We start from the raw sequence: 25312 nt of genomic DNA, 5'->3' as shown, positions 1-25312 counted from the left end.
AAAACTGTAGCGTTCACGCAACAATTCGACACATCCCCTTCCATATTCCATGTTGTGAACTCGAAGAGGCGAGGTGGCGTTATCACCGCAGCGGGGCGATAGCGGCCGCGTCGTTGTCAACGAGGCTCACAGCTTCCGCCGTGCGATCGCAAACCATAGGGTTTAAACCAAAATACACCCAAGCGGCCTTGCGGAGGTTTTTAACAACAAACATAGATTATAAATCGACATATTGTGACAAATATGTTGCATTCTTACAACGCGTGCGGCGCCAAATGACAATTCCGTCATGTAAGGGTCGATCTTCGTCCGATGTCTCCCTAGAAAATCACGTGTTCACAGGGGGATATAACTAATGCGATGCAATCTGCTCGTTCGCGTATCCGCGCTTGCCGTCTTGGCCGCGGGATTTTCCGGCACCGCCTATTCACAAACCTCGACCACCCCTGAATGCACGCCCGGCCAGGAGCGTCTCGCCGATGGGTCGCTGTGCGCGCCGGTCGCGGGCGAGCCGGCGGTGGGCGCCGATGGCGCAACGCGGCGCGAGTCCGCCCCCGAAGAGATCACCGTCACCGGATCGCGTATCCGGCTTCCGAACGTCGAAGGCACCGTGCCGATCACGGTGATCAACAATCAGTATCTGTCCAATCGCGGCCTGACCAATGCTGCCGATGCGCTGAACGAGACGCCGGGCATTCGCGGCAGCATCACCCCCGCAGGCGCGCAGGGTTCGTTTGGCCAAGGCGTCAATTTCATCAACGGACTTGGCCTGGGTTCGAACCGGACGCTCACGCTGATCAACGGCCGCCGCTCGGTATCGTCCAACGTGACGACGATCTTCAACCAGGGCGGCGCGGGGACGCAGGTCGACGTCAACGTCATTCCGACGCTGTTGCTCGACCGTATCGAACAGATCTCGACGGTCGGGGCGACCACCTATGGTTCAGACGCGATTGCCTCAACGGTCAATTTCATTCTCGACACCCGCCTGAAGGGCGTCCGCTACACCGCATTGAGCGGTATCACGGAAGAAGGGGACGCATTCCGTTACAACCTAGCGCTGGCGGGCGGCTTCGACTTTGACGATGGCCGCGGTAACATCACGCTGGCCTATACGCGCGACTATCAGAAGGGTTTGCTGTACAATTCACGGGGATTTCTGCGCGACAATATCGGATCGGCCGACAATCCCTCGACAGCGCAGTCCGCACAGCTCGGCCGCCCTGCTGGTACGACCGCCGCAAATGACGGCCGGGTGAATACGGGAATCGGTTTCAATGATTCCGGAACTGACGGATTTCCCGGATCGATCCTGGTACGCGACCGGACGTTGCCGTTGCTGACCGGTGGAGGTCTGATCACGTCGGCCTTCGCCAACGCGAACGGGACCGGCTCAGTCGCGGCGGCAGTGCAGAATTATCAGTTCGACCGCAGCGGCAATCTCGTGCCCTTCAACCGGGGTATCCGGTTCGTGAGCGTCCAGCAGGGCAGCGGCGGCGACGGGTTCCGCTTCAACGATTATTCGCAGATCACCAGCGATCTGCGGCGCAACGTGTTCAACGGCTTTGCCGGTTACGACTTTTCCGATGCGTTCAAGGTCTTCATCGAGGCAACCTATTTCCAGTCGCGCGGTGACGAACTGGTTCAGCAGCCAACCTTCAACAGCAGCCTGTTCGGCGGTCTCAGCGGCGCGTTGACGTTCACGACCGCAAGCCCGTTCCTGACGGATCAGGCGCGTGCGCAGCTGACGGCGCTCGGCGTCCAGCGGTTCCAGGTCTCGCGTGCGTCGCTCGATCTGGCCGACCTGACGGGCTTTTCGACCAACAAGCAATATCGTGCCGTCGCGGGCGTCCGCGGCAATTTCAATGTTGGTGGTCGTCGTTTCAACTATGAAGCCAGCAGCAACATCGGTCGGGTCGATATTCGCGATACCCGACAGGACATCAACGCGCAGCGGTTCATCAATGCGGTGAACGTCACGCGGAACGCTGCGGGGCAGATCGTGTGCACGGCAACCCCGTTGGTGCAGGCCGCACCTGGCGGTACGCCAGTCGCAGACGCCGCCTGCGTGCCGCTCAACCTGTTGGGTGAAGGTCTTTCGAGCCCGGAGGCACGGTCGTACATCGTATCCGAGAACATCACGAGGAGCCGGCTCGAACAGATCGTTTACAACGTCAATGTCGGCGGCAGCCCGTTCGACCTGTTCGGCAACGAGACCGGCTTGAACCTGGGCTATGAGCATCGCGAGGAGCGCGGCAGCTTCACCCCCAGCACCTTCGAGCAACTGGGGCAGGGGCGTGCTGTCGCCATTCTTCCGGTCGCGGGACGATACAATGTCGACGAGGTGTTCGGCGAAGTCATCCTTCCGATCGTCACGGCGCAGAACGGGTTGTCGTTCCTGCATTCGCTTCAGCTGAATGCCAGCGGCCGTCACGTCAACAACACCGTCAATGGCGGTTTCACGGCCTATGCAGGCGGCGTGTCGTTCGCGCCGATCCGGGATATCGCGCTGCGCGGCAATTATACGAAGTCGTTCCGCGCACCTGCCATCACCGAGTTGTTCTCCCCCGTTGCGAACGTGTTCACCACGGTTCCCGACCTGTGTTCGCCTGCCAACATCAATGCCGGTGCCGCGCCCGAAAACCGTGCCCGCAACTGCGCGGCCTTCCTGTCGGCATTCCCGAATGCCACGCCACTGGATGCCGCAGCCGCCACCGTCCCGGGACGCAACGGGGGCAATGTCGGGCTTGCGAATGAAGTGGCGAAGAGCTTCACCTACGGTGTCGTTCTACAGCCGCGTTTCATTCCCAACCTGACGCTGACGGTCGATTATGTGAACATCAAGATCTCGGATCCGATTGCCAGCCTGACGGTCGCGCAGATCGCATCGGCGTGTTTCGACAATTCGACGTTCAACGCCGCCGATCCGGCGAACGGCAATGCGTTCTGCTCACAGATCCGACGCTATGCACAGGGACAAGGCGGCACATCGGCGAACGGTGGCAACAATGGTGGCCAGGTGGTCAACGACCCCCTAAACCCGGGTGTCGGAAGTGGTTTCGTCAACGGAAACAAGATCAAGTTCGAAGGGATCCAGTCCGAACTCACTTATAATCGTCCGCTGTCGGGTCTGGGCATTCCTGGCTCGGTCGGGATGCGGGGAAATCTTTTCGTCTCGCTCAAGCGCGTCAACGACATCACCGGCGTTGCCCCCGTGCGGACCGACGGAACGCTGGGCGATCCGACGTTTCAGGGCCAGTACAACCTCTCCTATTTTCATGACGACTTCGGCATCTCGACCTCGTTCAACTATACCGGCGAGCAGCTTTTCTCTCGCGTCAGCCGTGGTGCCGATCTTCGCGAAATCGACAAGCTCAAGGATTTCGTGACGGTCAATCCGAGCGTCTACATAAACGCAAGCGATCGTTTCCGGGTTACCTTTGCCGTGACCAACCTGTTCAACAGGGTCGGCGAAAAGTATAACGGGATCATCATCCCGGCCAGCTATAGTGATCTGATCGGTCGCCGGTTCGCGGTGAGCGTTGCCGGTAAGTTCTGACCGAGCGATAATATGAAAAAGGGGGCCGCTCGTCTTACCGAGCGGCCCCCTTTATTCGTTTGAGGCTTATAAGTGCGGCAACGGCAGTCTCACCGTTCGAGGCACATGGCGATTCCCATGCCGCCGCCGATGCAGAGCGTCGCGAGACCCTTGCGGGCGTCACGCTTCTCCATTTCGTAGATCAGCGTCGTCAGCACACGCGCGCCGCTCGCGCCGATGGGGTGGCCGATCGCGATCGCGCCGCCATTGACGTTGACCTTGTCGGCATCCCAGCCGAGCTCCTTGCCGACCGACAAGGCCTGGGCGGCAAATGCCTCGTTCGCCTCGATCAGGTCGAGATCGGCGATCGTCCAGCCGGCCTTCTCCAGCGCGCGGCGCGTGGCGGGGACGGGGCCGATGCCCATGATCGACGGATCGACGCCGGCCGAGGCCCAGCTGCGGATGGTCGCGAGCACCGGACTGCCGCGGCGCTCTGCCTCGTCGCGGCGCATCAGCACCAGCGCGGCGGCGCCGTCGTTGAGGCCGCTCGCATTCGCCGCGGTGACGGTGCCGTCCTTCTTGAACGCCGGCCGTACGCCCGACACGCTCTCGATCGTCGCGCCCGCGCGGATATATTCGTCGTCGCTGACGATCGTGTCGCCCTTGCGGCCGGCGATCGTCACCGGTGCGATCTCGTCCTTGAACCGGCCCGATCCGCGAGCCGCCTCCGCCTTGTTCTGCGAGGCGACCGAGAAGACGTCCTGTTCGCTGCGTGTCACCTGATATTGCTCGGCGAGATTTTCGGCGGTGATGCCCATGTGATAGCCGTTGAACACGTCGGTCAGGCCATCGCTGACCATCGTGTCGACAAGGCTGAGATTGCCCATCTTCTGGCCCCCGCGGATCGACTGGGCATGCGCGGACAGCGACATGGATTCCTGCCCGCCCGCGACGACGATCGTCGCGTCGCCGGTCTGGATCGCCTGACATGCCAGCGCGACCGCGCGCAGCCCGGAGCCGCAGACCTGGTTGACGCCCCAGGCGGGGACTTCCTTGGGAACGCCCGCCGCCATCGACGCCTGACGCGCAGGATTCTGCCCCTGCGCCGCGGTCAGCACCTGGCCGAGGATCACTTCGGAGACATCGGCGCCGTCGACACCGGCCTGCGCGAGTGCCGCCTCGATCGCGGTCCGGCCGAGTTCATGCGCGGGGACGGTGGCGAAGGCGCCGAGGAAGCTGCCGACCGGCGTACGCTTGGCGGCGGTGATGACAATGTCGCTGGGGTGGGTGGCGGTCATGACGGGTCCTCTCGTTTCGAGAATGCAATACGCTAGCCGAGCGAATCTATCCAGTTCGCGAGCGGCTCCCAGAGCTGGTCGCGGGCGCGGCTGCCGACGATCATGCCGACATGGCCGGCATCGACGTCGCGCCGGTCCGCGAGCCCGATCGCGGTGGCGGCGGGCACGATCCGGTCGTTGCGCGCGACGAATTCGACCGCGGGGCAGGACAACGCCAGCGGGGCGATCGCGCGACCGGCAATCCGCCACAGACCGCGTCCGGGCAGGTCCCTGGCGAGCATGTCCCCGAACAGCGCGGCAGCTGCGGCAGCTGGGAGCGGCGCACCCGCATTCGCCCAGTCCTCCAGCCTGACGAACGCACGCGCGGCGGGGCTGGTCGGATCGCGGTCGCCGAACGTCTCGTATTTCGCGATCGTCTGCGCGGGCGCGAGCTGCCAGAACCCGCTTTGCAGCACTTCCATCGGCAACAGCCCCGTCTGGCGCGCGAACGGCGCGGCGGCGCGCCAAAGTCGCGCCATCTCGACACGCGCGGTCTCGCCATAGCCGGCGAAATGCCAGGGTGCCGCGATCGTCGCCAGCCCCGCCACCCGCGTCAAGGCGGCAGCGGCGACGGCGAGGGTGCCGCCCAGGCAATAGCCCACCAGGATCGGCGGGGTGGCAAACCCTTGCAGCAGGGGCAGGAGGATGCGCGCGACATGCGCGTCGAGGTCGAGGTCCCGATCCTCGGGCCCCGGCGTTCCCCAGTCGAGCAGGTGCGCATGATAGCCCCGCGTGGCCAGCCACTGCATCAGCGACGTGTCCGCGGAAAGATCGAGGATCGCCGCCGGGTTGATCAGCGAGGGTATAACGATGACCGCCGGCTTGCCCGTAGTGCCACCGCCATAGTCGCGCAGGACCGCCCGGCCGGCCGACGCGCGGATCGGGCGGGGCGGCAAAGGCAGATCCCGGGGCGCGGCCTGATAGCGGTCGAGCCCGGCCAGCGCCCGCGCGCGGCGGTCGGGCGATGCTGCGGTTTCGTTGCGCAACATGGCGAGGAACAGCGGCAATGGCCGTGGACCATGTTGCGGCGCAATGTCAAAGCGCGTAGCGTTTGCCCCGGTCACGTGGAGGGGCTGCATATGAAGAAGCAAAGCACGGTCGACGGGCTTGTCATCATCAAGAAGTACGCCAACAGGCGGCTTTATAATACCGAAACATCATCCTACATCACGCTCGATCATCTCGCGACGATGACTCGCGAGGGCCGTGACTTCAAGGTCGTCGATGCGAAGACCGAAGAGGATATCACGCATAACGTCCTCACCCAGATCATCATGGAGGAGGAAAGCCGCGGCGAGACGATGCTGCCGGTCAATTTCCTGCGCCAGCTGATCTCGATGTACGGCGATTCGATGCAGAAGATGGTGCCCGGCTATCTCGAGGCATCGATGGACAGCTTCCGCCGCAATCAGGAACAGTTCAAGACCGCGGTCGAAGGGGCGTTTGCCCATTCGCCTTTCGCCGACATTGCCAAGCGTAATCTGGCGATGTTCGACGTTGCCGCGCAGGCCTTTGCCCCCGGCAATGCTGCGGGTGCAGCATCCCCCGCACCAGCAGCCGTCAGGCCGGTGGCGACGAAGGACGAGGAGATCGCTGCCCTGCGCACCGAACTCGCCAGTCTTCAGGACAAGGTGGAAAAGCTCGGGAGCTGACATGGCACCGTTGCTGTGGACGGCGAGCGGCGGCTTCGCGGCGCTCGCGATCGCATCGGGTCTGGGCGCCCGCCGTCGCCATCGGCGGCGCGATCCCGACGCGGTCGGCTGGGTCGACTGGCCGACCGTCCAGATGTTCTCGCTCATCGGGCTGGCGGTAACGATCGGGCTGGCGTTCAAGACCTAGCTGGCGGGGCGGCGGCCGAGCCGCGGCCTCGACGTTCGACTGTGCGCCGGTTACTATCCGCGCCAACCGTCAGGAGGGCAGGTCATGGACACGCTGGTGAGCACCGAATGGTTGGCGAACGCGCTCGAGACCAGCGTCCCGGGCGCTGGCGATCTCAGGGTCGTCGACGCAACCTATGCCGAGGGTCGCGACGCTGCGGCGGACTATGCAGCGGCGCATATTCCGGGCGCGGTGTTCTTGAACCTCGCCGAGCTTCGCGACACCGACAGCGACCTGCCCAACATGCTGCCGTCGCCTGCCAAGTTCGCCAGCCGGATGCAGTCGCTCGGGCTCGGCGATGGCAGCCGCATCGTGCTGTACGACAGCTCGCCCTGGCGCACGGCGGCGCGCGCCTGGTGGATGCTGCGGACCTTCGGTGCGCACAATGTCGCGATCCTCGACGGCGGTCTGGCGAAATGGCAGGCCGAAGGGCGTGAGACGGAGTCGGGCAAGCAGGCGGTGCGGCATCGCCACTTCACCATCTGGGCCGACGACAAGGCTGTTCGCACGAAGGACCAGATGACCGCGAACCTGTCGAGCGGTGCGGAACAGGTCGTCGATGCACGCTCCGCCGCCCGGTTCACCGGTGCCGAGGCGGATCCGCGACCCGGCACCGCATCCGGGCATATCCCCGGATCCAAATCGCTGCCCTATGCCACGCTGTTCAACGCGGACGGCACGTGGAAGACGGGCGACGCGTTGCGATCGGCATTCGAGGGCGCGGGCATCGATCTCGCCAGGCCGATCGTGACGACCTGTGGATCGGGAATCACCGCGGCGGTGCTGGCGTTCGGCGCGCACCTCCTTGGCAACGAGGTCGCGCTGTACGACGGCAGCTGGTCGGAATGGGGCGGCGATCCGTCGACGCCGAAGGCAATGGGCGCGAAGGCGACAGGAACGCAATGACCGAAACGACAAGGCCGGTCGGCGACGGCACCAAGGTGGTGCTCGCCGGACGTCGCGCGGAATGGACTCGTGGTGTCGGGGAAGGGGCGATCGTCAGTCCGCCGGTCTGGCGGGCGTCGACGATCCTGTATGATTCCGTCGGCCATCTTCGCGACAGCGCGACCCGCGATACGCATCATCGGTTGTTCTACGGTCGCAAGGGCACGCCGACGCAGTGGAGCCTTGCGGATGCGCTGACCACGCTCGAACCCGGGGCGGAGGGCACGTTCCTCTATGGATCGGGGGTCGCGGCGATCGCGGCGGCTTTGCTCTCGGTGTTGTCGCCGGGCGACGAACTGCTGCTCGTCGACAGCGCCTATGACCCGACGCGCGGGATGGCGAACGGCCTGCTCAAGCGGTTCGGCATCACGACCCGCTTCTACGACCCGCTGATCGGTGCGGGAATCGCCGACCTGATCGGCGAGAAGACCCGTGCGATCTTCATGGAGAGTCCCGGCTCGCTCAGTTTCGAGGTGCAGGACATCCCCGCCATTGTCGCGGCGGCGCGCGCGCGCGGCGTGACGACCCTGCTCGACAATACCTGGGCGACGCCGCTGTTCTTTCCGGCGATCGGCCACGGCGTCGACCTGACGATTTTGGCGTGCACCAAATATGTCGTCGGCCATTCGGACGCGATGCTCGGATCGGTGACGGCAGGACCCGGCCATTTCAAGGCGCTGCGCGAGACGAGCTTTCAGCTGGGGCAGATCGCCAGTCCCGACGACTGCTGGCTCGGCAGTCGCGGGCTGCGGACGATGGCGGTCCGGCTGGCCCAGCATCAATCGAGCGCGCTGGCGATCGCGCAGTGGCTGGAGGCGCGTCCGGAGGTGGCGCAGGTGCTGCATCCGGCCCTGCCTGGCTGCCCGGGACACGATCTGTTCGTGCGCGATTTCAAGGGATCGAGCGGGCTGTTCTCGTTCGTGCTGGACGGCGGTGACGAGGCGTCGCGGGCCGCGCTGATCGACACGCTCGAGCTGTTCGGGATCGGCTATAGCTGGGGCGGGTTCGAAAGCCTGGCGCTGCCGGTCGATCCGCACCGCTATCGCAGCGTCACCCGCCGCGAAGTCGCCGGGCCGATGATCCGCCTTCAGATCGGGCTCGAGGACCCGGCGGACCTGATCGCCGATCTCGACGCGGGGCTCGCCGCCTTTCGGGCGGTGCGCGGCTAGCGACCTTGCTCGCCGGACGTGAGCGGGTACAGCGTGCCGGTCATGCAGACAGAACCGCCCGACGCTGGAGGCCCGGTCTTCGATACGGCGTTTCAGGCCAGGCTCGACCTGCTGTTCCGCTGGCGCCGTGACGTCCGCCGGTTCCGGCGCGATCCGCTGCCCGCGGGCGCAGTCGACGCGCTGCTCGCGGTCGCCGACGCCGCGCCGTCGGTCGGGCTCAGCCAGCCCTGGCGGTTCGTCACGATCGACGACCCCGCCCGGCGCGACGCGATCCGCGCGGACTTTGCCGCCTGCAACGCCGCCGCGCTGGCCGGCCAAGACGAGACGCGTGCCGCGCTCTACGCCCGGTTGAAGCTTGCCGGGCTTGAGCAGGCGCTCGTTCACATCGCGGTGTTCGTCGAACCCGATCCGAGCCAGGGTCACGGCCTGGGGCGTCAGACCATGCCGGAAAGCGTCGCCTATTCCGCCGTGATCGCGATCCATACATTGTGGCTGGCGGCGCGCGCGCAGGGGATCGGGCTCGGCTGGGTCTCGATCCTCGACCCCGCGCGGATCGCGCACATTGCGGGCGTGCCGGAGGGATGGCGGTTCGTCGGCTATCTCTGCCTCGGTTATCCAGAACGCGAGGCGGACATGCCCGAATTGGCGCGCGAGGGCTGGGAAGCGCCGCGTCGCACGCCGATCCTGCGTCGATAGGCCGGCGCGCACCCGCGCGTTGCAACCGAGACGGTGTGGCCGGTGCGCAACATCCATGGCGTCAACACCGCGCCTGGCGCAATAATCGCTTGTGCAGTGCATCAACGACTGTCATTCATTTGTCACCGCAGGAAAGACCGCGCTCGGAGGCCATGCCTCGATAGATGCGGCGTCCGCGGGTGCAGGCGGGGACATCGAATTTCCAGTTTCGAAAGGGAAACGATGCGCTTCTCCACTATCCTCTTCGGCGGCCTCGCGCTGGCTGCCGCACCCCCTGCGTTCGCGCAGGATACGGCGCCACCCAAGGACGTCACGGTCAGCGGATCGGTCGGACTTGTCAGCGACTATCGCTTTCGCGGCGTGTCGCAGTCGGACGAAAATCTCGCGGTCCAGGGCGGCATCACGATCGCGCACAAGAGCGGCGTCTATATCGGCACCTGGGGTTCGAACCTCGCCGGCTGGGGCACGTTCGGCGGCGCCAACATGGAGCTCGACCTCATCGCCGGGTACAAGCTTCCCGTCGGTGGCGGCACGCTCGACGTCGGCGCGACGTGGTACATGTACCCGTCGGGCTTCGACAATACCGACTTCATCGAGCCCTATGCCAAGCTCTCGGGCACCGCCGGCCCGGTCGCGCTGACCGCGGGCGTCGCCTATGCGCCCAAGCAGCAGGCACTGGGCCCCTGGTATTCGAACGGCACCTCGGCCGCCAACGGGGTCTATGACCGCGTCAACGCCAAGGATTCGAACCTGTACCTGTGGGGCGATGTCAGCAGCGGCATTCCTGATACCGGCCTGACCGTGAAGGCGCATGTCGGCTATTCGAACGGCAACAAGGGGCTCGGGCCATTCGCCACCAGCGTGTCGCCGACCGGCGAATATTTCGACTGGCTGGTGGGTGCCGATTACGTGATTCCTGGCACGCCGCTGACCTTGGGCGTCGCCTATGTCGATACCGACATCAGCAAGGCGGAGTCGGCGTATCTCCAGCCGAGCTTCAGCCGTGGGCAGGACGGCGTCGGTTCGATCGCCAACGGGAAGGTGCTGGCGTCGCTGACCGCTGCGTTCTGACGTAGCGCGGGTGCTGTCGTCGTCCTGGCGTTCGGCCGTGATGGCGGGAGCGCGCGGTTGCGACATTTTGCACGGTCGCTTCCTGCCTCCCTCTCGTCACCCCAGCGAAAGCTGGGGTATCCACGGAGCAGGAGCGGGCGGGGCGGCCATCGACCGAACACGAAAAAGGGCGGCTCCCGCAAGGGGGCCGCCCTTTTTCGCGTCTTGCAGCAACCGATCAGTTGGCGGTTGCGCGCGCATCCTGGCCGTCGCCTTCGGGGGCGGCAACGATGTCGCGCGTGGTCGAGCCCTTGTCGATCACGGTCGTGCCGGGATCGCCCGCGCTGGACCGGATGCCGGGGTCGGCGGCGCTGGGGCCCGCTTCGCTCAGCACGCCAGCTTCGGCGGGGCTGCGCGCGGCGGTGCCGCCGAACAGCGCGTCGAGCGTCTGTGCGTTCGCGGCGGTATCCTGCGGCCGTGCCGCACCCGGCTGCGGCGGGACCAGCGCAAAATCGGGGGGGATCACCAGCGGAGCCTGGCGGGCGACGGCGAACTCGTCCGGCCGCGCACGATCGAGGCTCTTGCCGGCGCCACAGCCGGACAGCAACGCGACGCTCGCCAGACCGGCAGCCAGGGGCACAAACTTACGCATGGGAATTCTCCACAGGGGGCTTCTCGCGCACGAGCAGCGCCCGGACAAGCAGGACGAGCACGCCGACAGTAATCGCTGCATCCGCGACATTGAAGACCAAAAACGGGCGCCACTCGCCGATATGCAGGTCGGCAAAATCGACGACATAGCCAAGGCGGATCCGGTCGAGGATATTGCCGACCGCACCGCCGAGCACGAAGCCCAGCGCGATCTGATCTGCCCGGTTCTTCTCGCGCGTCATCCAGATCGCGACCCCGACCGAGATCGCCCCCGTCAGCAGCACCAGCGCCCAGCGCGTCAGATGGCCATCGGCGGGCAGCAACCCGAGCGAAATGCCGATATTTGGCACGAAGCGCAGGTCGAAGAACGACGTGATCGTCTGCGCATCGCCGAGCGAATCGATCCCGAGCGGGCGCGTTACGGCCCATTTGCTGAGCTGGTCGGCGAGGAACAGCGCGATCGCCGCCCCGAAGCCGGCCTTTGGCAGGTTACGCATGCGCCACCACCTCTTCGCACCGGTCGCAGAGCTCGCCGTCGGTCGTCACTTCGGGAAGGTGGCGCCAGCAGCGGCCGCATTTGTGAAAGTCGGTGCGCGTCACGGTGACCGTATCGCCCGGCGTGACCTTGGCGACGATGAATGCCTCGGCCAGCGCGTTGGCGTCGAGCAGCATCGCCGGGACTGTGATCTCGGCCTCGAGGCTGGACCGCACGGTCTTCTCGCGGCGCAACGGCTCGATCGCCTCGGTGACCGCGACGCGCAGCGCGCGGATTTCCTGCCACTTGGCGCCGACGACGTCGTCCGCGTCGAGCGACGGGAGCGACGGCCATTCGAGATAGTGGACCGAACTGTCGTCGCTCGGGAAGCGCGACTGCCAGACTTCCTCCGCGGTGAAGCACAGCACCGGCGCGGCGTAGCGGACCAGCGCGTGGAACAGCACGTCGAGGACGGTGCGGTACGCGCGGCGCTTCACGTCGCCGGGCGCGTCGCAGTAAAGCGAGTCCTTGCGGATATCGAAGAAGAACGCGGACAGGTCCTCGTTCGCGAAGTCGGTCAGCAGCCGCGTGTAGCGGTTGAACTCATAGCCTTCCGCCGCCTGGCGCAGTTCGGTGTCGATCATGCCCAGGCGGTGGAGCACATAGCGCTCGAGCTCGGGCATGTCGGACACCGCGACGCGTTCCGACTCGTCGAAGCCTTCGAGCGCACCGAGCATGTAGCGGAACGTGTTGCGCAGCTTGCGGTAGGAATCCGACGCGGTGGCGAGCACCTCCTTGCCGATCTTCACGTCGTCGAAATAGTCAGTCGAGGCGACCCACATGCGCAGGATGTCCGCGCCGCTCTCGCCGATGATCTTGAGCGGATCGACGACGTTGCCGAGGCTCTTCGACATCTTGCGGCCCTGGCCGTCGAGCGCGAAGCCGTGGGTGAGGACCGCGTCATAGGGTGCGCGACCGCGCGTGCCGCAGCTTTCGAGCAAGCTCGACTGGAACCAGCCGCGATGCTGGTCCGACCCTTCGAGATACAGGTTGGCGCGGGTGCCCTCGCCATAGCGCGCCTCGACGGTGAAGACGTGGGTGCAGCCCGAATCGAACCAGACGTCGAGGATGTCCTTCACGACCTCATAGTCGGCGAGGTCGTAGTCGGGGCCGAGCAGCGCCTGGTGGCCGTCGGCGTACCACGCATCCGCACCGTTCTGGCGGAAGGCTTCGACGATGCGCGCGTTGACGGCGGGGTCGTTGAGGTACTGGCCGGTGACGCGGTTGACGAACAGCGCGATCGGCACGCCCCAGGCGCGCTGGCGCGAGATGACCCAGTCGGGGCGGCCCTGCACCATAGACGTGATCCGGTTTTCCGAGCGCGCAGGGATCCAGGTGGTCGCGGCGATCGCGTCGAGCGCGATTTCGCGGAGGGTTGCGCCGTTGCTCGACCCAGGCCCTGCTACTTCGCTCAGGGCGAACGGGGGTGCGGCCGCATCCCCAACCCCGTTCGTGCTGAGCGAAGTCGAAGCACGTTGGGTGCCAACCGACGTGGCCGCATCCATTGGGATGAACCATTGCGGCGTCGCGCGGAAGATCACCTTGGCCTTTGAACGCCACGAATGCGGGTAGCTGTGCTTGAAATCGTCGCTCGCCGCGAGCAGCGCACCGGTCGCGCGCAGGTCGGTGCAGATCGGGCCGTCGGCGGCCACGAACTTCTTGTTGATGACGGACCCTTGCCCGCCCAGCCAGGCCCAGTCTGCGCGATACATGCCCGCACCGTCGACCGCGAAGACGGGGTCGACGCCGTATTGCTTGCAGAGCTCGAAATCGTCCTCGCCGTGGTCCGGCGACATGTGGACGAGCCCGGTGCCCGCGTCTGTGGTGACGAAGTCGCCGGGGAGGAACGGGCGCGGCTTCGCGAAGAACCCGCCGAGGGTGTGCATCGGGTGGCGTGCGGTCGCGCCTTCCAGTTGCGAACCCTTACCGCGCCACTTGATGTTCTCCGACCAAAGATCGAAGCCAATGCGCGTGCGAACGCTATCAAGCAGATGCTCGGCGATCACGACATAGCGATCGTCCGCAAGCACGCAGACATACTCGATCTCGGCTCCATAGCTCAGCGCCTGGTTCACCGGGATCGTCCACGGCGTCGTCGTCCAGATCACCGCATGCGCGCCGACCAGTTCGGGCGCGTTCGGCGCGTCGACGATCTCGAAGGCAACGTCGATCTGCGTCGAGACGATGTCCTCATATTCGACCTCGGCCTCGGCGAGCGCGGTCTTCTCGACCGGCGACCACATCACGGGCTTCGCACCGCGGTAGAGCTGGCCACTCTCGGCGAATTTGAGCAGTTCGCCGACGATCGTCGCCTCGGCGTCGTACTTCATCGTGAGGTACGGATCGGCCCAGTCGCCCATCACGCCGAGCCGCTCGAACTCGCCCTTCTGCACGGCGACCCATTTTTCGGCATAGGCGCGGCATTCGGCGCGGAACTGGTCGACGGGGACGTCGTCCTTGTTCAGCTTCTTCGCGCGATACGCTTCCTCGACCTTCCACTCGATCGGCAGGCCGTGACAGTCCCAGCCGGGGACGTAGGGCGCGTCCTTGCCCATCAGCGATTGCGAGCGGACGATGATATCCTTCAGGACCTTGTTCATCGCATGGCCCATGTGGATGTCGCCGTTCGCGTACGGGGGGCCGTCGTGCAGGATGAACCGCTCGCGCCCGAGCCGCTGTTCGCGCAGCCGGTCGTAGATGCCGAGCTTTGCCCAGCGCTCGAGGATCGCCGGCTCCTTGGCGGCGAGACCGGCCTTCATCGGGAAGTCGGTCTTCGGCAGGAAGACGGTGTCGCGGTAATCGCGGGCGGGCGCAGGAGTATCGGTCATAAGTGGGCCGGGCTGTAGCCGAGCCGGGAGCCCGTTGCCATCCCCCCTCCCATACGCAACGGCGCCGCGGCAATCAGCCTAGAATGGTGCGTGCGCGGTCGCAGTCGATGTCCATCTGCGCGATCAGCGCGTCGAGGCTGTCGAACTTCGCCTCGGGGCGCAGATAGTCGATCAGCGCGACCTCGATCGTCTGCCCGTACAGGTTCTCGGCAAAATCGAAGAAATGCGGCTCGAGCAGTTCCTTCGGCGGATCGAAGCTTGGGCGGATGCCGAGGTTCGCCGCGCCCTTCAGCACGCGGCCGTCCTCCAGCCGGCCGGTCACCGCGTAGATCCCGTAGGCGGGACGCAGATAGTTGCCCATGTCGAGATTGGCGGTCGGATAGCCGATCGTGCGGCCGAGCTTGTCGCCATGCTGCACCACGCCCTCGATCGCGAACGGGCGCGTCAGCAGCCGGGTCGCGGTCGCCATGTCGCCGGCACGCAGCGCCTCGCGGATCCGGGTCGAGGACACCGTCTCGCCATCCAGCGCAACCGCGCCGACGGTTTCCGCCCGGAAGCCGTGGACCGGGCCGCGCGCGGCGAGCGTGTGGACCGTGCCGCTCTTGGCATGGCCGAAGGTGAAATCCTCGCCCGTCACCACGCCGCCGATCCGCAGATTGCGTTCGAGCCGGTCGGCGACGAACTGCTCGGCGGTCAGCGCGGCGAGATCGCCGTCGAAATGGAACACCACCATCGCATCGGCGCCAGCGTCTGCGAACAGCCGTTCGCGCTGGTCGAGCGTCGTGAGGCGGAAGGCGGGCGTATCGGGGCGGAAATGGCGGACCGGATGCGGATCGAACGTCGCCACCAGCGCGGGGCGACCCTCCGCCTTGGCCCACGCGATCGCGCGCGCGACCACCGCCTGGTGACCGAGATGGAATCCGTCGAAATTACCCAGCGCCACGATCCCGTCCGCCAGATGCGAAGGGATGGATGCGCCACCGTCGAGCCGTTGCATGCACGGGTCAGTACCCAGACGCCGCGGATGACGATAGTCCTTCCGTGTCGTTGTCTCCCGCGCCTCCTTGTTGTCCCGCGAAGGCGGGAGTCGAGTCCGAGCTCCCGCCTTCGCGGGGGGAACGGTCTTTACCGGCGGGTGAGCGTGACGAAGCTGTAGGGTGGACGCTGCTTTTCGCCCGGGTGGTCTTCGCGGGCAATCTCGTGCCAGCCGTCAAACGCGGGGACGATGGCGTCGCCTTCGGGTTCGTCATGGACTTCGGTGAGCTCGATCCGGTCCGCATGGGGGAGCAGCTGCGCATAGATCTGCGCGCCGCCGATCACCGCGACGTCGTCGCCGGCCATCGCGAGCGCCTCGTCGATCGAATGCGCCACTTCCGCGCCGTCGCCGTGCCAGTGACCGCGGGTGAGGACGATGTGGCGGCGGCCGGGGAGGGGGCTCGGGAAGCTCTCGAACGTCTTGCGCCCCATCACCATCGGCTTGCCCATCGTCAGCGCCTTGAAGCGCTTGAGGTCGGCGGGGAGGCGCCAGGGAAGCTGGCCGTCACGGCCGATGACGCCGTTGCTGGCGCGGGCGAGGTAGAAGGTGATCATCGGCGCATCATGCCGGATATGGGGGCGGGGGGCTATGCTTGTATCACCACCCCGGCGAAGGCCGGGGCCCAGTTGGGGGACGTCGGTGGTGAAAGACGGCACTCCGTTACGAACACCTTTCCACCTGGACCCCGGCCTTCGCCGGGGTGGTAAGAAGCGGGGGGATCAGTTCGGGGCGTGTTCCTTGACGTACGCCTCGGGATCCTTCTCGACGACCTTCACGCCGTTCAGGTGGTTCGCCTCGAACGCCGCGAACCGGACGCCCAGCTCGTGCCGCTCTTCCAGCGTCGCATGCTTGCGGAAATCGGTCAGACCCTGGCGCTCTTCCTCGGCAAGGTGATCGCTGTTCGCCTTGTTGCATTCACCGACCGCCTCGAACCACGCGTCCGAGCCGACCGGGTGCTTGTCGACTGCCTCACCGGTTTCGCGGATGTCGTTGTGATCCTCGATCGCGTCCTCGGTCTCCTCGGCGGCCGAGTTGGCGTCGTTGCCGCCGGTGCCGATCTTCATCAGCCGCGGGTAGAAGAAGCGCTCCTCCGCCTCGGCATGCGCGTCGAGCAGGTTCTTGAGGCGGGTCCACAGTGCCGACAGCGCCTCTGTGTCCTTGGCGTCGATGCTGTCGATCTGCGCGAAAAGCGCTCGCTGCTGCGCGTGTTCGTCGAGGATGAGCTGGGTGATGTCCATGATAGGCCTTCCGAATGGGTTCGGACGGTCAACCGCGCGGACGGCACCCAGTTCCTATTGCGATTCGCTCTCTGTTCAGACCGCGACGGGTGCCTTGATGTGCGGCTGCGCGACGTAATCGTGGAGTACGAAATCCTCATACTCATACGCGTCGATCGAGTCGGGCGTGCGCACGATCTCGAGCCGCGGGAGCGGGCCGGGGGTGCGGCCGAGTTGCAGTCGTGCCTGCTCGAGATGGTTCGAATAGAGGTGGCAGTCGCCGCCGGTCCAGATGAACTCGCCGACCTCGAGTCCGCATTGCTGCGCGAGCATGTGCGTCAGCAGTGCGTAGCTGGCGATGTTGAACGGCACGCCGAGGAAGATGTCGCCCGAGCGCTGGTAGAGCTGGAGCGAGAGCTTGCCGTTGGCGACATGCGTCTGGAACAGGCAGTGGCAGGGGGCCAGCGCCATGGCATGCAGATCGCCCGGGTTCCACGCGCAGACGATCTGGCGGCGCGAGGCGGGGTTGGTCTTGATCTGGTCGACCAGCTCGGCGATCTGGTCGATATGGCGACCGTCGCCGGCCACCCAGTCGCGCCATTGCTTGCCATAGACGGGGCCGAGATCGCCGCTCTCGTCCGCCCATTCGTCCCAGATCGCGACCTTGCGATCCTGCAGCCAGCGGACATTGGTGTCGCCGCGCAGGAACCACAGGAGTTCGACGATGATCGAGCGGAGGTGAAGCTTCTTCGTCGTCAGCACGGGAAAGCCCTGCGCGAGATCGAAGCGCATCTGCGCGCCGAAGACGCTGAGCGTGCCCGTGCCGGTGCGGTCCATCGTCTCGACTCCGGTCGAGAGCACGCGGTCCATGAGGTCTAGATATTGGCGCATCGCGACGGCCTAGCGGTGCGGGACGGATCGCTCAAGCGGATGCAGTTGTAAATGCGACAGGGGCGGCAATGCGGCAGTCGAGGTGGTGCCCGCCTGGCCCGCCTCCGCTCCGATCATTGCCGACCTTGCAGCGGCGTGCGCGCTGTTCGCAAGACTCGGGCATGCAACGACTGAGGCGGTGGCGGTCGCCTATCTTGATCCGAATCGGAGGCTTTTGGGCATGCGGCATGTGGCGGGCGGGCGCGATCAGGTGCGGATCGCGGTGCGCAGTATCGCTGCCGATGCGCTGGCGTTCGCGGCGCAGGGGGTGGTGATCGCGCACAATCATCCGAGCGGGGACGTGACCCCGAGCGCGCGCGACGTGGCGTTTACCCGTGCGCTGGCGGCGGGGTTGCGGACCGTGGAGGTGGTGCTGTTCGATCACGTGGTGATCGCGGGCGACCGGGTGGCGAGCCTGCGCGCGATGGGGGTGGTCTGACGGTCCGGAGCACCAGTTGCTCCGCCCGGTGGCGCTATTTCGTCCGGCAGGCGCGGATCGCCTCGGGCGCGGGGCGCGGGCCGGTCGCGCGGAACATGGCCATATAGCCGCCCGCCGACGGCATCTCGTCCCTGTCGACCTGCGTATAGCCGACCGCCGCGAACTCGCATTTGAGCAATGCGGGCGGCGTGCCGTGGTTGCGCGTCTCGCGATCGGCGTCGACGACGACGACCAGTCCGTCGGGTTTCAGCGAAGGACGAAGCCGCCACAGGAATTCATAGGGCTGCTCGATCTCGTGATACATGTGCACCATCAGCACGCGGTCGAAACTCGCCGGGGGCAGCTTCGGATCATTGGCTTCACCGAGTCGCACGCTGACATTGGTAAGATCCTCGCGCGCGACGCGCTCCGCCAGCTGGTCGCGCACGCTCGCGACGATGTCCTCTGCGAGAACGCGACCGTCCTTGCCGACCCGCGCGGCGGCGCGGATCGTGTAATAGCCCTCGCCTGCGCCGATATCGGCGACGGTCATGCCCTTGCGGATATCCGCCTTGGTCATGACCTCGCCCGCCTCGTTCAGCCGGTCGCGCGCCTCCTCGTTCGACCAGCGCGCGGAGACGATCGACGCGACCGGCCGGTCGGCGGCGGGGAAGGGGCCCGCATCCTTGGGTTCACGCTGGATCAGCGGTTTGCTGCCATCGCATGCCGCTAGCAGCCAGATCGGGGACAGCAGCAGGGCCAGGACGCGCGTCATCTTCAATCGACGTCCTCCACCTCGACCGCCTCGCCGGTCACACGCTGCGACAGCGCCGCGGCCATGAACGCCTCGAGATCGCCGTCGAGCACGTCCGACGGACTGGTCGAGACCACGCCGGTCCGCAGGTCCTTCACCATCTGGTACGGCTGCAGCACATAGGACCGGATCTGGTGGCCCCAGCCGATATCGGTCTTCGACGCATTCTCGGCATTGGCTGCCTGCTCGCGGATCGCGAGCTCGCGTTCATAGAGCCGCGCGCGGAGCTGATTATAGGCCTCGGCCTTGTTCTTATGCTGCGATCGCTGGTTCTGACACTGGACGACGATGCCGGTCGGGACGTGCGTGATGCGCACCGCCGAGTCGGTCGTGTTGATGTGCTGGCCGCCTGCGCCCGATGCGCGATACGTATCGATACGCAGGTCGCTCTCGTTATACTCGACCTCGATATTGTCATCGACGACCGGATAGACCCAGACGCTGGCGAACGACGTATGCCGGCGTGCTGCCGAATCGTAGGGGCTGATGCGCACCAGCCGGTGGACGCCGCTCTCGGTCTTGGCATAGCCATAGGCGTTCTCGCCCTTCAGCAGCAGCGTCGCGGACTTGATCCCCGCCTGCTCGCCCGAATGCTGGTCGACCAGCTCGACCTTCAGCCCGTGGCGTTCGCCCCAGCGCGAATACATCCGGCTGAGCATGCCCGCCCAGTCCTGGCTCTCGGTCCCGCCGGCACCGGCATTGACCTCGATATAGGTGTCGTTGGCATCGGCCTCGCCCGCGAGCAGCGCCTTGATCTTGTCCTTGTCCGCGCGGGCGGCAAGTTCGGCGAGCGCGGCGACGCCGTCCGCTTCCATCGCGGTGTCGCCCTCGGCCTCGGCCATTTCGATCAGCTCGGACGTGTCGCTGAGCTCGCTCTCGATCGCACGCGTCGCGCTGATCGCCTCGTCGAGACGACGACGCTCGCGCATCACCTCCTGCGCAGCCTTGGGGTCCGACCAGAGCGCCTGATCCTCGACGCGCGCGTTCAGCTCGTCGAGACGACGCAGTGCGCGGTCCCAGTCGAGAAAACGGCGCAACAGCGCCAGCGCGTCCTTGATGGTGTCAACGTGAGCCTGCGCTTCGGCGCGCATGGGTATTCTCCAGTGTTGGGGTCGGCATGAACAGCCAGCCCCGGAATATGGGGACGGCTAGTAGATTCCGCCCTGTCTTTGCAAGAAATCGCTGTCGCGCGGAGCCTCTGCCTTGGGGGCGGCGGTCGGCGTGGTGGTGGTGGTGGGGGCGGGGCCCGTACGGCGCGCGGCACGCCGCGGTTCGCTTTCGGGCTTGAACGCTTCCCAGATGACGCCCGGCTTGGGATCATCGGTGTTCGGCCATGTGCCATAGACCGGGCGGCCGCTGCCCCGGTCGATCCGGACCATCCGGATACCCGCGGGGGCGCGGAATGGCAGCTTGGGCAGATCGGCATAGGCCTTGACCGCGAACTGCTTGAAGATCGGCGCGGCCAGCGTGCCGCCCTGCGCCGCGCTGCCAAGGTTCCGCGGCGTATCGAAGCCGATATACAGGCCGCCGACATATTGCGGGGTTCCGCCGATGAACCAGACGTCGGTCGGGCCATTGTTCGTGCCCGTCTTGCCAAACATCGGCCGATCGAGATCGCGCAGCGTCACCGCGGTGCCGCGCTGGACGACCCCTTCGGTGATGTGGACCATCTGATAGGCGGTCATCGCGTCGAGCACCTGGCGCTGGCGCGCGACCGGACGCGGCATCGACTTGCCGTCCCAATCGGGTGCGTTGCAGCGATCGCAGGCGCGCCAGTTCTCGGGCCAGATCACCTTGCCGTGACGATCCTGGACGAAGTCGATCAGCGACGGCGGCCCGCCTTTGCCGTTGTTCGCGAGGATCGAATAGGCGTTGACCATCCGCCCCACGGTGGTTTCGCCGGCGCCCAGCGCGAAGGAGAGATAAGGCGCGTAATCGCCGACGCCCATCTTCTTGATGGTGGCAACGACCTTGGGCATGCCGGTCTGCGCGGCGGCACGGACCGTCATCAGATTGCGCGACTGTTCGATGCCCCAACGCATCGTGTGCGGCCCGGCGCCGCGCGAATTGCCGAAGTTGCGGAAGCATTTCTGCCCCAGCCGCGCGCCCTGATAGACACAGAACGGCCCGTCGACGATGATCGAGGCGGGCGTCATGCCGTTGTCGAGCGCGGCGGAATAGACGATTGGCTTGATCGTCGATCCGGGCTGGCGCATCGCCTGGGTCGCGCGGTTGAACGCCTGCAACCGGTCGTCGAAGCCGCCCTGCATCGCAAGGACGCGGCCGCTGGCAGGCTCCTCGACGACGAAAGCACCTGAAACCTTGGGGATCGCCCGCAGCGCGAACTCGCCGCCTTCGGGCGCAACCGCGATGATGTCGCCGGTCTTGATCGCCCCGAACGCATTGCCGCCCTTGCCGCGCACCGCCATCTGCGCGGCATAGCGCGGCAGCGTGCCGGTCTTGCCGGTGCGGAAGCCCAGGTTCCAGCTATTGCCGTCCTTGCCGGTCACGATCGCCGCCACCCAGTTGCGGTAATCGAGCGCGATGTTGCTGTTGAGCAACGGCTGGAGCCAGTTGTCGTCCTCGATCTCGACATGGCGGATCGGCCCGTTCCAGCCGCGCCCGCTGTCGAAGCGGACCAGACCATCACGCAAGGCCTGCTGCGCCAGATCCTGCAACCGCGTGTCGAACGAGGTCCGCACCCAGAGGCCGCCCGAGTAGACGCTGTAAGGGCCGTCCTTCGCGCTTTCGCCGAACTTGGCCATCAGCTGGCGGCGGACTTCCTCGACGAAATAGCCGCCGACGCTTTCAAACCGCGGCGTGCGTCGCAGCACGACCCCCAGCGGTTCGGCGTTCGCCGCATCGAACTGCGCGCGGGTGATGAACCCGTTCTCGAGCATCCGGTCGAGCACATAGTTTCGCCGCGTCATTGCACGGTCGTGATAGCGCACCGGATCGTAATTCGACGGACCCTTGGGCAGGATCGCGAGATAGGCGATCTGTGCGAGATCGAGCTGGTCGAGGTCCTTGTCGAAATAGGCGTGGCTGGCGGCCTCGACGCCGAACGCGTTCCGGCCAAGCGCAATCTGGTTCAGATAGAGTTCGAGGATCTGAGGCTTGGTCAGCGTATCCTCGATCTTATACGCCAGCACCGCTTCGCGCAGCTTGCGCGTTGGCGAATATTCGTTGCCGATCAGAAGGTTCTTGGCGACCTGCTGCGTGATCGTCGATCCGCCGCGGGCGCGTCGGCCGCTGCCGATCTTCGAGACATAGTCGAAGACCGCGCCGGCAAGCCCCGGAAAGTCGACGCCGTGATGCTCGAAGAACGACTTGTCCTCCGCCGCCAGGAACGCATTGATCAGCATCGGCGGATATTCGGCGAAGCTGAGCTCGACGCGACGTTCGCGCGCATAGCTGTGGATCGGCGCGCCATCGATGCCGCGCACATTGGTCGGCAAGGGCGGTTCGTAGGTGCGCAGCGTATCGACCGAGGGAAGGTCGCGGACGACGATCAGCCAGAAGCCGAACAGTGCGATCAGCCCGAGGCCGAACAACGCGAGCGCCGCCTTGGTCCAGCGGCTCGCCCAGACGCGCGCGACACTGCCGCGCAGCCTGTCGGTGGTCCGGCGGGTCGCCGTCGAGGAGTTTGGGGAAGGATCGGACGCCATATTCGTGCCCCGCGTCTAGCAGGTTCGCGCGTCCTTGCCAGCCGCGTTCGGCGGGGTGGGGGCTGGGCACGACGGTCGCGGTGGTGCGCGGACCCCTGAAAAGCGGTTGCGCCACGATCGATCTGTGGCAGCAGGCGGCGATGACCCCGCCGCCGCTACCGATCCTTGCCGTCCTGCCCGAACTGCTTACCGCGCTGCGTGCGCGGTCCTCCGCCGTGCTCGTCGCGCCGCCGGGCGCGGGCAAGACGACCGCGGTCGCGCCTGCGCTGCTCGAGCAAGCCTGGTGCACCGGCGAGATCCTGCTGCTCTCACCCCGGCGCCTCGCCGCGCGCGCCGCGGCGGAGCGCATGGCAGCGACGGCGGGCGAGCCGGTCGGGCGGACCTATGGCTATGCGACGCGGATGGACAGCAAGCTATCCGCGGCGACGCGCGTCACGGTCGTCACCGAGGGCATCTTCGTCGCGCGGATCCAGTCCGACCCGGAACTGGCGGGGGTGTCCGCGGTGCTGTTCGACGAGGTGCACGAACGCAGCCTCGACGGCGATTTCGGGCTCGCGCTCGCACTCGATGTGCAGGCGGGCTTCCGTCCCGACCTGCGACTGGTCGCGATGTCGGCCACGCTCGACGGCGCGCGGTTCGCAGCGGTGATGGACGACGCACCGGTGATCGAGAGCGAGGGGCGGAGCTATCCGCTGACGCTGCGGCATATCGGTCGCTCGGCAGAGGCGCGGATCGAGGATGGCATGGCGGCAGCGATCCGCCGCGCACTCGGCGAGGAGCAGGGGGGCGTGCTCGCCTTCCTGCCCGGCGTCGCGGAGATCGAACGGACCGCGGACCGGCTTGCGAACCTGCCCGACGACATCGTGGTGCACGAACTTCATGGCAGCCTCGATCCGGCGGCGCAGCGTGCGGCGATCCTTCCCGAACCCGATGGCCGTCGCAAGGTCGTGCTGGCGACCAGCATCGCCGAGACCAGCCTGACGCTCGACGGGATCCGGATCGTCGTCGATTCGGGTCTCGCGCGGCGCCCGCGGTACGACCGCGCGGCGGGCATGACCCGCCTCGTCACCGAACGCGCGAGCCAGGCCGCGGTCACGCAGCGCGCCGGGCGTGCCGCGCGTCTGGGCCCCGGCACCGCCTACCGGTTGTGGGAAGAGGCCGCGACCGCGGGGCTGCCGCGTTACGATCCGCCCGAAATCCTCGAGGCCGATCTGTCCGCGCTGGTGCTCGCCTGTGCCTTGTGGGGTGTCGCCGACCCCCGCGACCTGCGCTGGATCGATGCGCCGCCCGCTGCGGCAATCGACGAGGCGCTGCGCCGGCTGGCGACGCTCGAGGCGATCGACGAGGACGGTCGTCCGACGGCGCATGGCCGTGCGATCGCAAAGCTGCCGATGCCGCCGCGCCTTGCCCATATGCTGTTACGCGCCGGAGAGCGGGGGCTGGCCGAGGTCGCCGCGCAGGTCGCGGTGCTGCTCGGCGAGCGTGGCATCGGTGGGCAGGACGTAGATGTCGAAACCCGCTTGCGCCGCTGGAAGACCGAACGCGGCGCGAAGGCGCAGGCCGCGCGCGGGATGGCCGAGCGGTGGGCCCGCCTCGCACCGTCGCGCGGGTCTCTCTCGCCGGCAGACGGGGGCGTCGCCACGTGCATCGCGCTTGGCTATCCCGACCGCGTCGCCCGGCGGCGTGATCCGTCCGGCGAAACCTGGGCATCGGTCGGCGGACGCGGGTTCCGGCTCGATCCGACGTCGCCGCTGGCGCGTGCGGAGTGGCTTGCGGTCGCCGATACGCAGGGGTCCGCGGCGGGCGCGCGGATCCTGTCCGCGGCGGTGATCGACCAGCCGACGGTCGAGGCGCTGTTCGCCGATCGGATCGAATCGCGCCGCATGGTCAGCTTCGACCCGGCGACCGGCGGCATCCAAGCGCTGCGCGACCGGCGGCTCGGCGCGATCCGGCTGTCGAGTGGTCCGGACAGCGGCGCGGATCCCGACGCGATCCTCGCCGCGCTGTTGGAGGCGGTTCGCGAGCACGGTCTTTCGCTGCTGCCGTGGAGCGACGGCGGGCAGGCGTTGCGCGACCGCGCCGCCTATGCAGGCGTGCCGCTCGACGATGCGGCGTTGCTCGACCGTCTGGACGAATGGCTCGCGCCGCTGCTCGTCGGAAAGCGCCGACTCGATGCGATCGCCCCGGGGGCACTCGTCGAGGCGTTGCGCAACCTGCTCGGCTGGGATGCGATGCAGACGATCAACCGCCTCGCGCCGCCCGATTTTACGAGTCCGGCGGGGAGCACGCACGCGATCGACTATGCCGCCGAGGGAGGGCCCCGTGTCGAACTGCGCGTCCAGGCGCTGTTCGGGCTCGGCGTGCATCCGACCATCGGCGAAGCGCGCGTTCCACTGGTGCTGAGCCTCACGTCGCCGGCCGGACGCCCGATCCAGACGACGCGCGATCTGCCCGGTTTCTGGGCGGGAAGCTGGGTCGCGGTCGCCAAGGAAATGCGCGGTCGCTACCCCAAGCATCCCTGGCCCGACGATCCCGCCGCGGCATCGGCGACGCTGCGCACGAAAAAGGCGGATGCAAGGGGCGCAACTTCGCGATAAGGGGA

Annotated in this window: 21 protein-coding genes; 9 read left to right on the top strand and 12 right to left on the bottom strand. The window is 66.5% G+C overall.

Annotated features, from left to right (window positions below):
- Window positions 1-355 precede the first annotated feature (355 nt).
- The gene (locus NEF64_RS15395; RefSeq protein WP_056405241.1) at window positions 356-3559 is read left to right on the top strand and encodes a TonB-dependent receptor domain-containing protein; all 3204 of its coding nucleotides are present in this window, start codon (window positions 356-358) and stop codon (window positions 3557-3559) included.
- Between the two features lie 89 nt (window positions 3560-3648).
- Here NEF64_RS15395 and NEF64_RS15390 read toward each other — a convergent pair whose 3' ends face one another.
- Both NEF64_RS15390 and NEF64_RS15385 read right to left on the bottom strand, forming a co-directional pair.
- Window positions 3649-4836 (bottom strand): acetyl-CoA C-acetyltransferase, encoded by a 1188-nt coding sequence (locus tag NEF64_RS15390; protein ID WP_056405243.1) that lies wholly within the window; start codon window positions 4834-4836, stop codon window positions 3649-3651.
- 32 nt (window positions 4837-4868) lie between these two features.
- Complete coding sequence (locus tag NEF64_RS15385) at window positions 4869-5864, bottom strand: alpha/beta fold hydrolase (protein ID WP_056405644.1); 996 nt, start codon at window positions 5862-5864, stop codon at window positions 4869-4871.
- Between the two features lie 90 nt (window positions 5865-5954).
- Between NEF64_RS15385 and phaR the strand changes: the two genes are divergently transcribed.
- The 6 genes from phaR (at window position 5955) to NEF64_RS15355 (ending at window position 10634) form a co-directional block, all read left to right on the top strand.
- On the top strand, window positions 5955-6527 hold the full coding sequence (phaR, locus tag NEF64_RS15380; protein ID WP_056405245.1) for a polyhydroxyalkanoate synthesis repressor PhaR: 573 nt from the start codon (window positions 5955-5957) through the stop codon (window positions 6525-6527).
- Window position 6528: 1 nt separating this feature from the next.
- Window positions 6529-6714 carry a hypothetical protein gene (locus NEF64_RS15375; RefSeq protein WP_056405247.1) on the top strand — a complete coding sequence of 62 codons (186 nt, stop codon included), beginning with the start codon at window positions 6529-6531 and terminating at the stop codon, window positions 6712-6714.
- A gap of 84 nt (window positions 6715-6798) precedes the next feature.
- On the top strand, window positions 6799-7659 hold the full coding sequence (gene sseA / locus NEF64_RS15370) for a 3-mercaptopyruvate sulfurtransferase (protein WP_056405249.1): 861 nt from the start codon (window positions 6799-6801) through the stop codon (window positions 7657-7659).
- Entirely contained in the window at window positions 7656-8867 is a 1212-nt protein-coding gene (metC, locus tag NEF64_RS15365) for a cystathionine beta-lyase (protein WP_056405251.1), read from the top strand. Before sseA ends, metC begins: the two co-directional genes overlap by 4 nt.
- Before the next feature lie 42 nt (window positions 8868-8909).
- Window positions 8910-9563: a 5,6-dimethylbenzimidazole synthase gene (gene bluB / locus NEF64_RS15360; RefSeq protein WP_056405254.1), complete on the top strand. Its 654-nt coding sequence runs from the start codon at window positions 8910-8912 to the stop codon at window positions 9561-9563.
- 222 nt (window positions 9564-9785) lie between these two features.
- Window positions 9786-10634: a TorF family putative porin gene (locus NEF64_RS15355; RefSeq protein ID WP_031395899.1), complete on the top strand. Its 849-nt coding sequence runs from the start codon at window positions 9786-9788 to the stop codon at window positions 10632-10634.
- A gap of 217 nt (window positions 10635-10851) precedes the next feature.
- Here the strand turns inward: NEF64_RS15355 and NEF64_RS15350 are convergent, their stop codons facing one another.
- The 7 genes from NEF64_RS15350 to NEF64_RS15320 all read right to left on the bottom strand — a co-directional run bounded on the left by NEF64_RS15350 (window position 10852) and on the right by NEF64_RS15320 (window position 17771).
- Window positions 10852-11265, bottom strand: a complete 414-nt coding sequence (locus NEF64_RS15350) for a DUF3035 domain-containing protein (protein ID WP_031440002.1) — start codon at window positions 11263-11265, stop codon at window positions 10852-10854.
- Entirely contained in the window at window positions 11258-11761 is a 504-nt protein-coding gene (gene lspA / locus NEF64_RS15345; protein WP_031395901.1) for a signal peptidase II, read from the bottom strand. The genes NEF64_RS15350 and lspA overlap by 8 nt, the downstream gene beginning before the upstream one ends.
- Window positions 11754-14627 carry an isoleucine--tRNA ligase gene (gene ileS, locus NEF64_RS15340; RefSeq protein WP_252574104.1) on the bottom strand — a complete coding sequence of 958 codons (2874 nt, stop codon included), beginning with the start codon at window positions 14625-14627 and terminating at the stop codon, window positions 11754-11756. The genes lspA and ileS overlap by 8 nt, the downstream gene beginning before the upstream one ends.
- A 73-nt stretch (window positions 14628-14700) precedes the next feature.
- Entirely contained in the window at window positions 14701-15624 is a 924-nt protein-coding gene (locus tag NEF64_RS15335; RefSeq protein WP_056405257.1) for a bifunctional riboflavin kinase/FAD synthetase, read from the bottom strand.
- A gap of 128 nt (window positions 15625-15752) precedes the next feature.
- On the bottom strand, window positions 15753-16217 hold the full coding sequence (locus NEF64_RS15330; RefSeq protein ID WP_056405260.1) for a dihydrofolate reductase: 465 nt from the start codon (window positions 16215-16217) through the stop codon (window positions 15753-15755).
- Between the two features lie 165 nt (window positions 16218-16382).
- Window positions 16383-16901, bottom strand: a complete 519-nt coding sequence (locus tag NEF64_RS15325; RefSeq protein ID WP_056405263.1) for a hemerythrin domain-containing protein — start codon at window positions 16899-16901, stop codon at window positions 16383-16385.
- A gap of 75 nt (window positions 16902-16976) precedes the next feature.
- Window positions 16977-17771, bottom strand: a complete 795-nt coding sequence (locus tag NEF64_RS15320; RefSeq protein ID WP_056405265.1) for a thymidylate synthase — start codon at window positions 17769-17771, stop codon at window positions 16977-16979.
- 82 nt (window positions 17772-17853) lie between these two features.
- Between NEF64_RS15320 and NEF64_RS15315 the strand changes: the two genes are divergently transcribed.
- Window positions 17854-18249, top strand: coding sequence for a JAB domain-containing protein (locus NEF64_RS15315; RefSeq protein WP_056405267.1), 396 nt, complete (start codon window positions 17854-17856; stop codon window positions 18247-18249).
- A 34-nt stretch (window positions 18250-18283) separates the two neighbouring features.
- Here NEF64_RS15315 and NEF64_RS15310 read toward each other — a convergent pair whose 3' ends face one another.
- Genes NEF64_RS15310 through NEF64_RS15300 form a run of 3 tightly spaced genes read right to left on the bottom strand, consistent with a single transcriptional unit; the run spans window position 18284 to window position 22710 of the window.
- The gene (locus tag NEF64_RS15310; RefSeq protein WP_056405268.1) at window positions 18284-19003 is read right to left on the bottom strand and encodes a class I SAM-dependent methyltransferase; all 720 of its coding nucleotides are present in this window, start codon (window positions 19001-19003) and stop codon (window positions 18284-18286) included.
- A 2-nt stretch (window positions 19004-19005) separates the two neighbouring features.
- On the bottom strand, window positions 19006-20133 hold the full coding sequence (prfB, locus tag NEF64_RS15305) for a peptide chain release factor 2 (RefSeq protein WP_031394840.1): 1128 nt from the start codon (window positions 20131-20133) through the stop codon (window positions 19006-19008).
- Window positions 20134-20190: 57 nt separating this feature from the next.
- Window positions 20191-22710, bottom strand: a complete 2520-nt coding sequence (locus tag NEF64_RS15300; protein ID WP_056405271.1) for a penicillin-binding protein 1A — start codon at window positions 22708-22710, stop codon at window positions 20191-20193.
- A gap of 140 nt (window positions 22711-22850) precedes the next feature.
- On the opposite strand from NEF64_RS15300, the gene hrpB reads away from it, so the two are divergent.
- The gene (gene hrpB / locus NEF64_RS15295; RefSeq protein WP_056405645.1) at window positions 22851-25307 is read left to right on the top strand and encodes an ATP-dependent helicase HrpB; all 2457 of its coding nucleotides are present in this window, start codon (window positions 22851-22853) and stop codon (window positions 25305-25307) included.
- Window positions 25308-25312: the final 5 nt, after the last annotated feature.

Origin of the sequence: Sphingomonas aerolata, assembly GCF_023935825.1 — a bacterium.
Classification (GTDB): domain Bacteria; phylum Pseudomonadota; class Alphaproteobacteria; order Sphingomonadales; family Sphingomonadaceae; genus Sphingomonas; species Sphingomonas aerolata.
The sequence above is the reverse complement of the archived record's forward strand: the minus strand, read 5'-3'. Positions and strand labels throughout refer to the sequence as shown.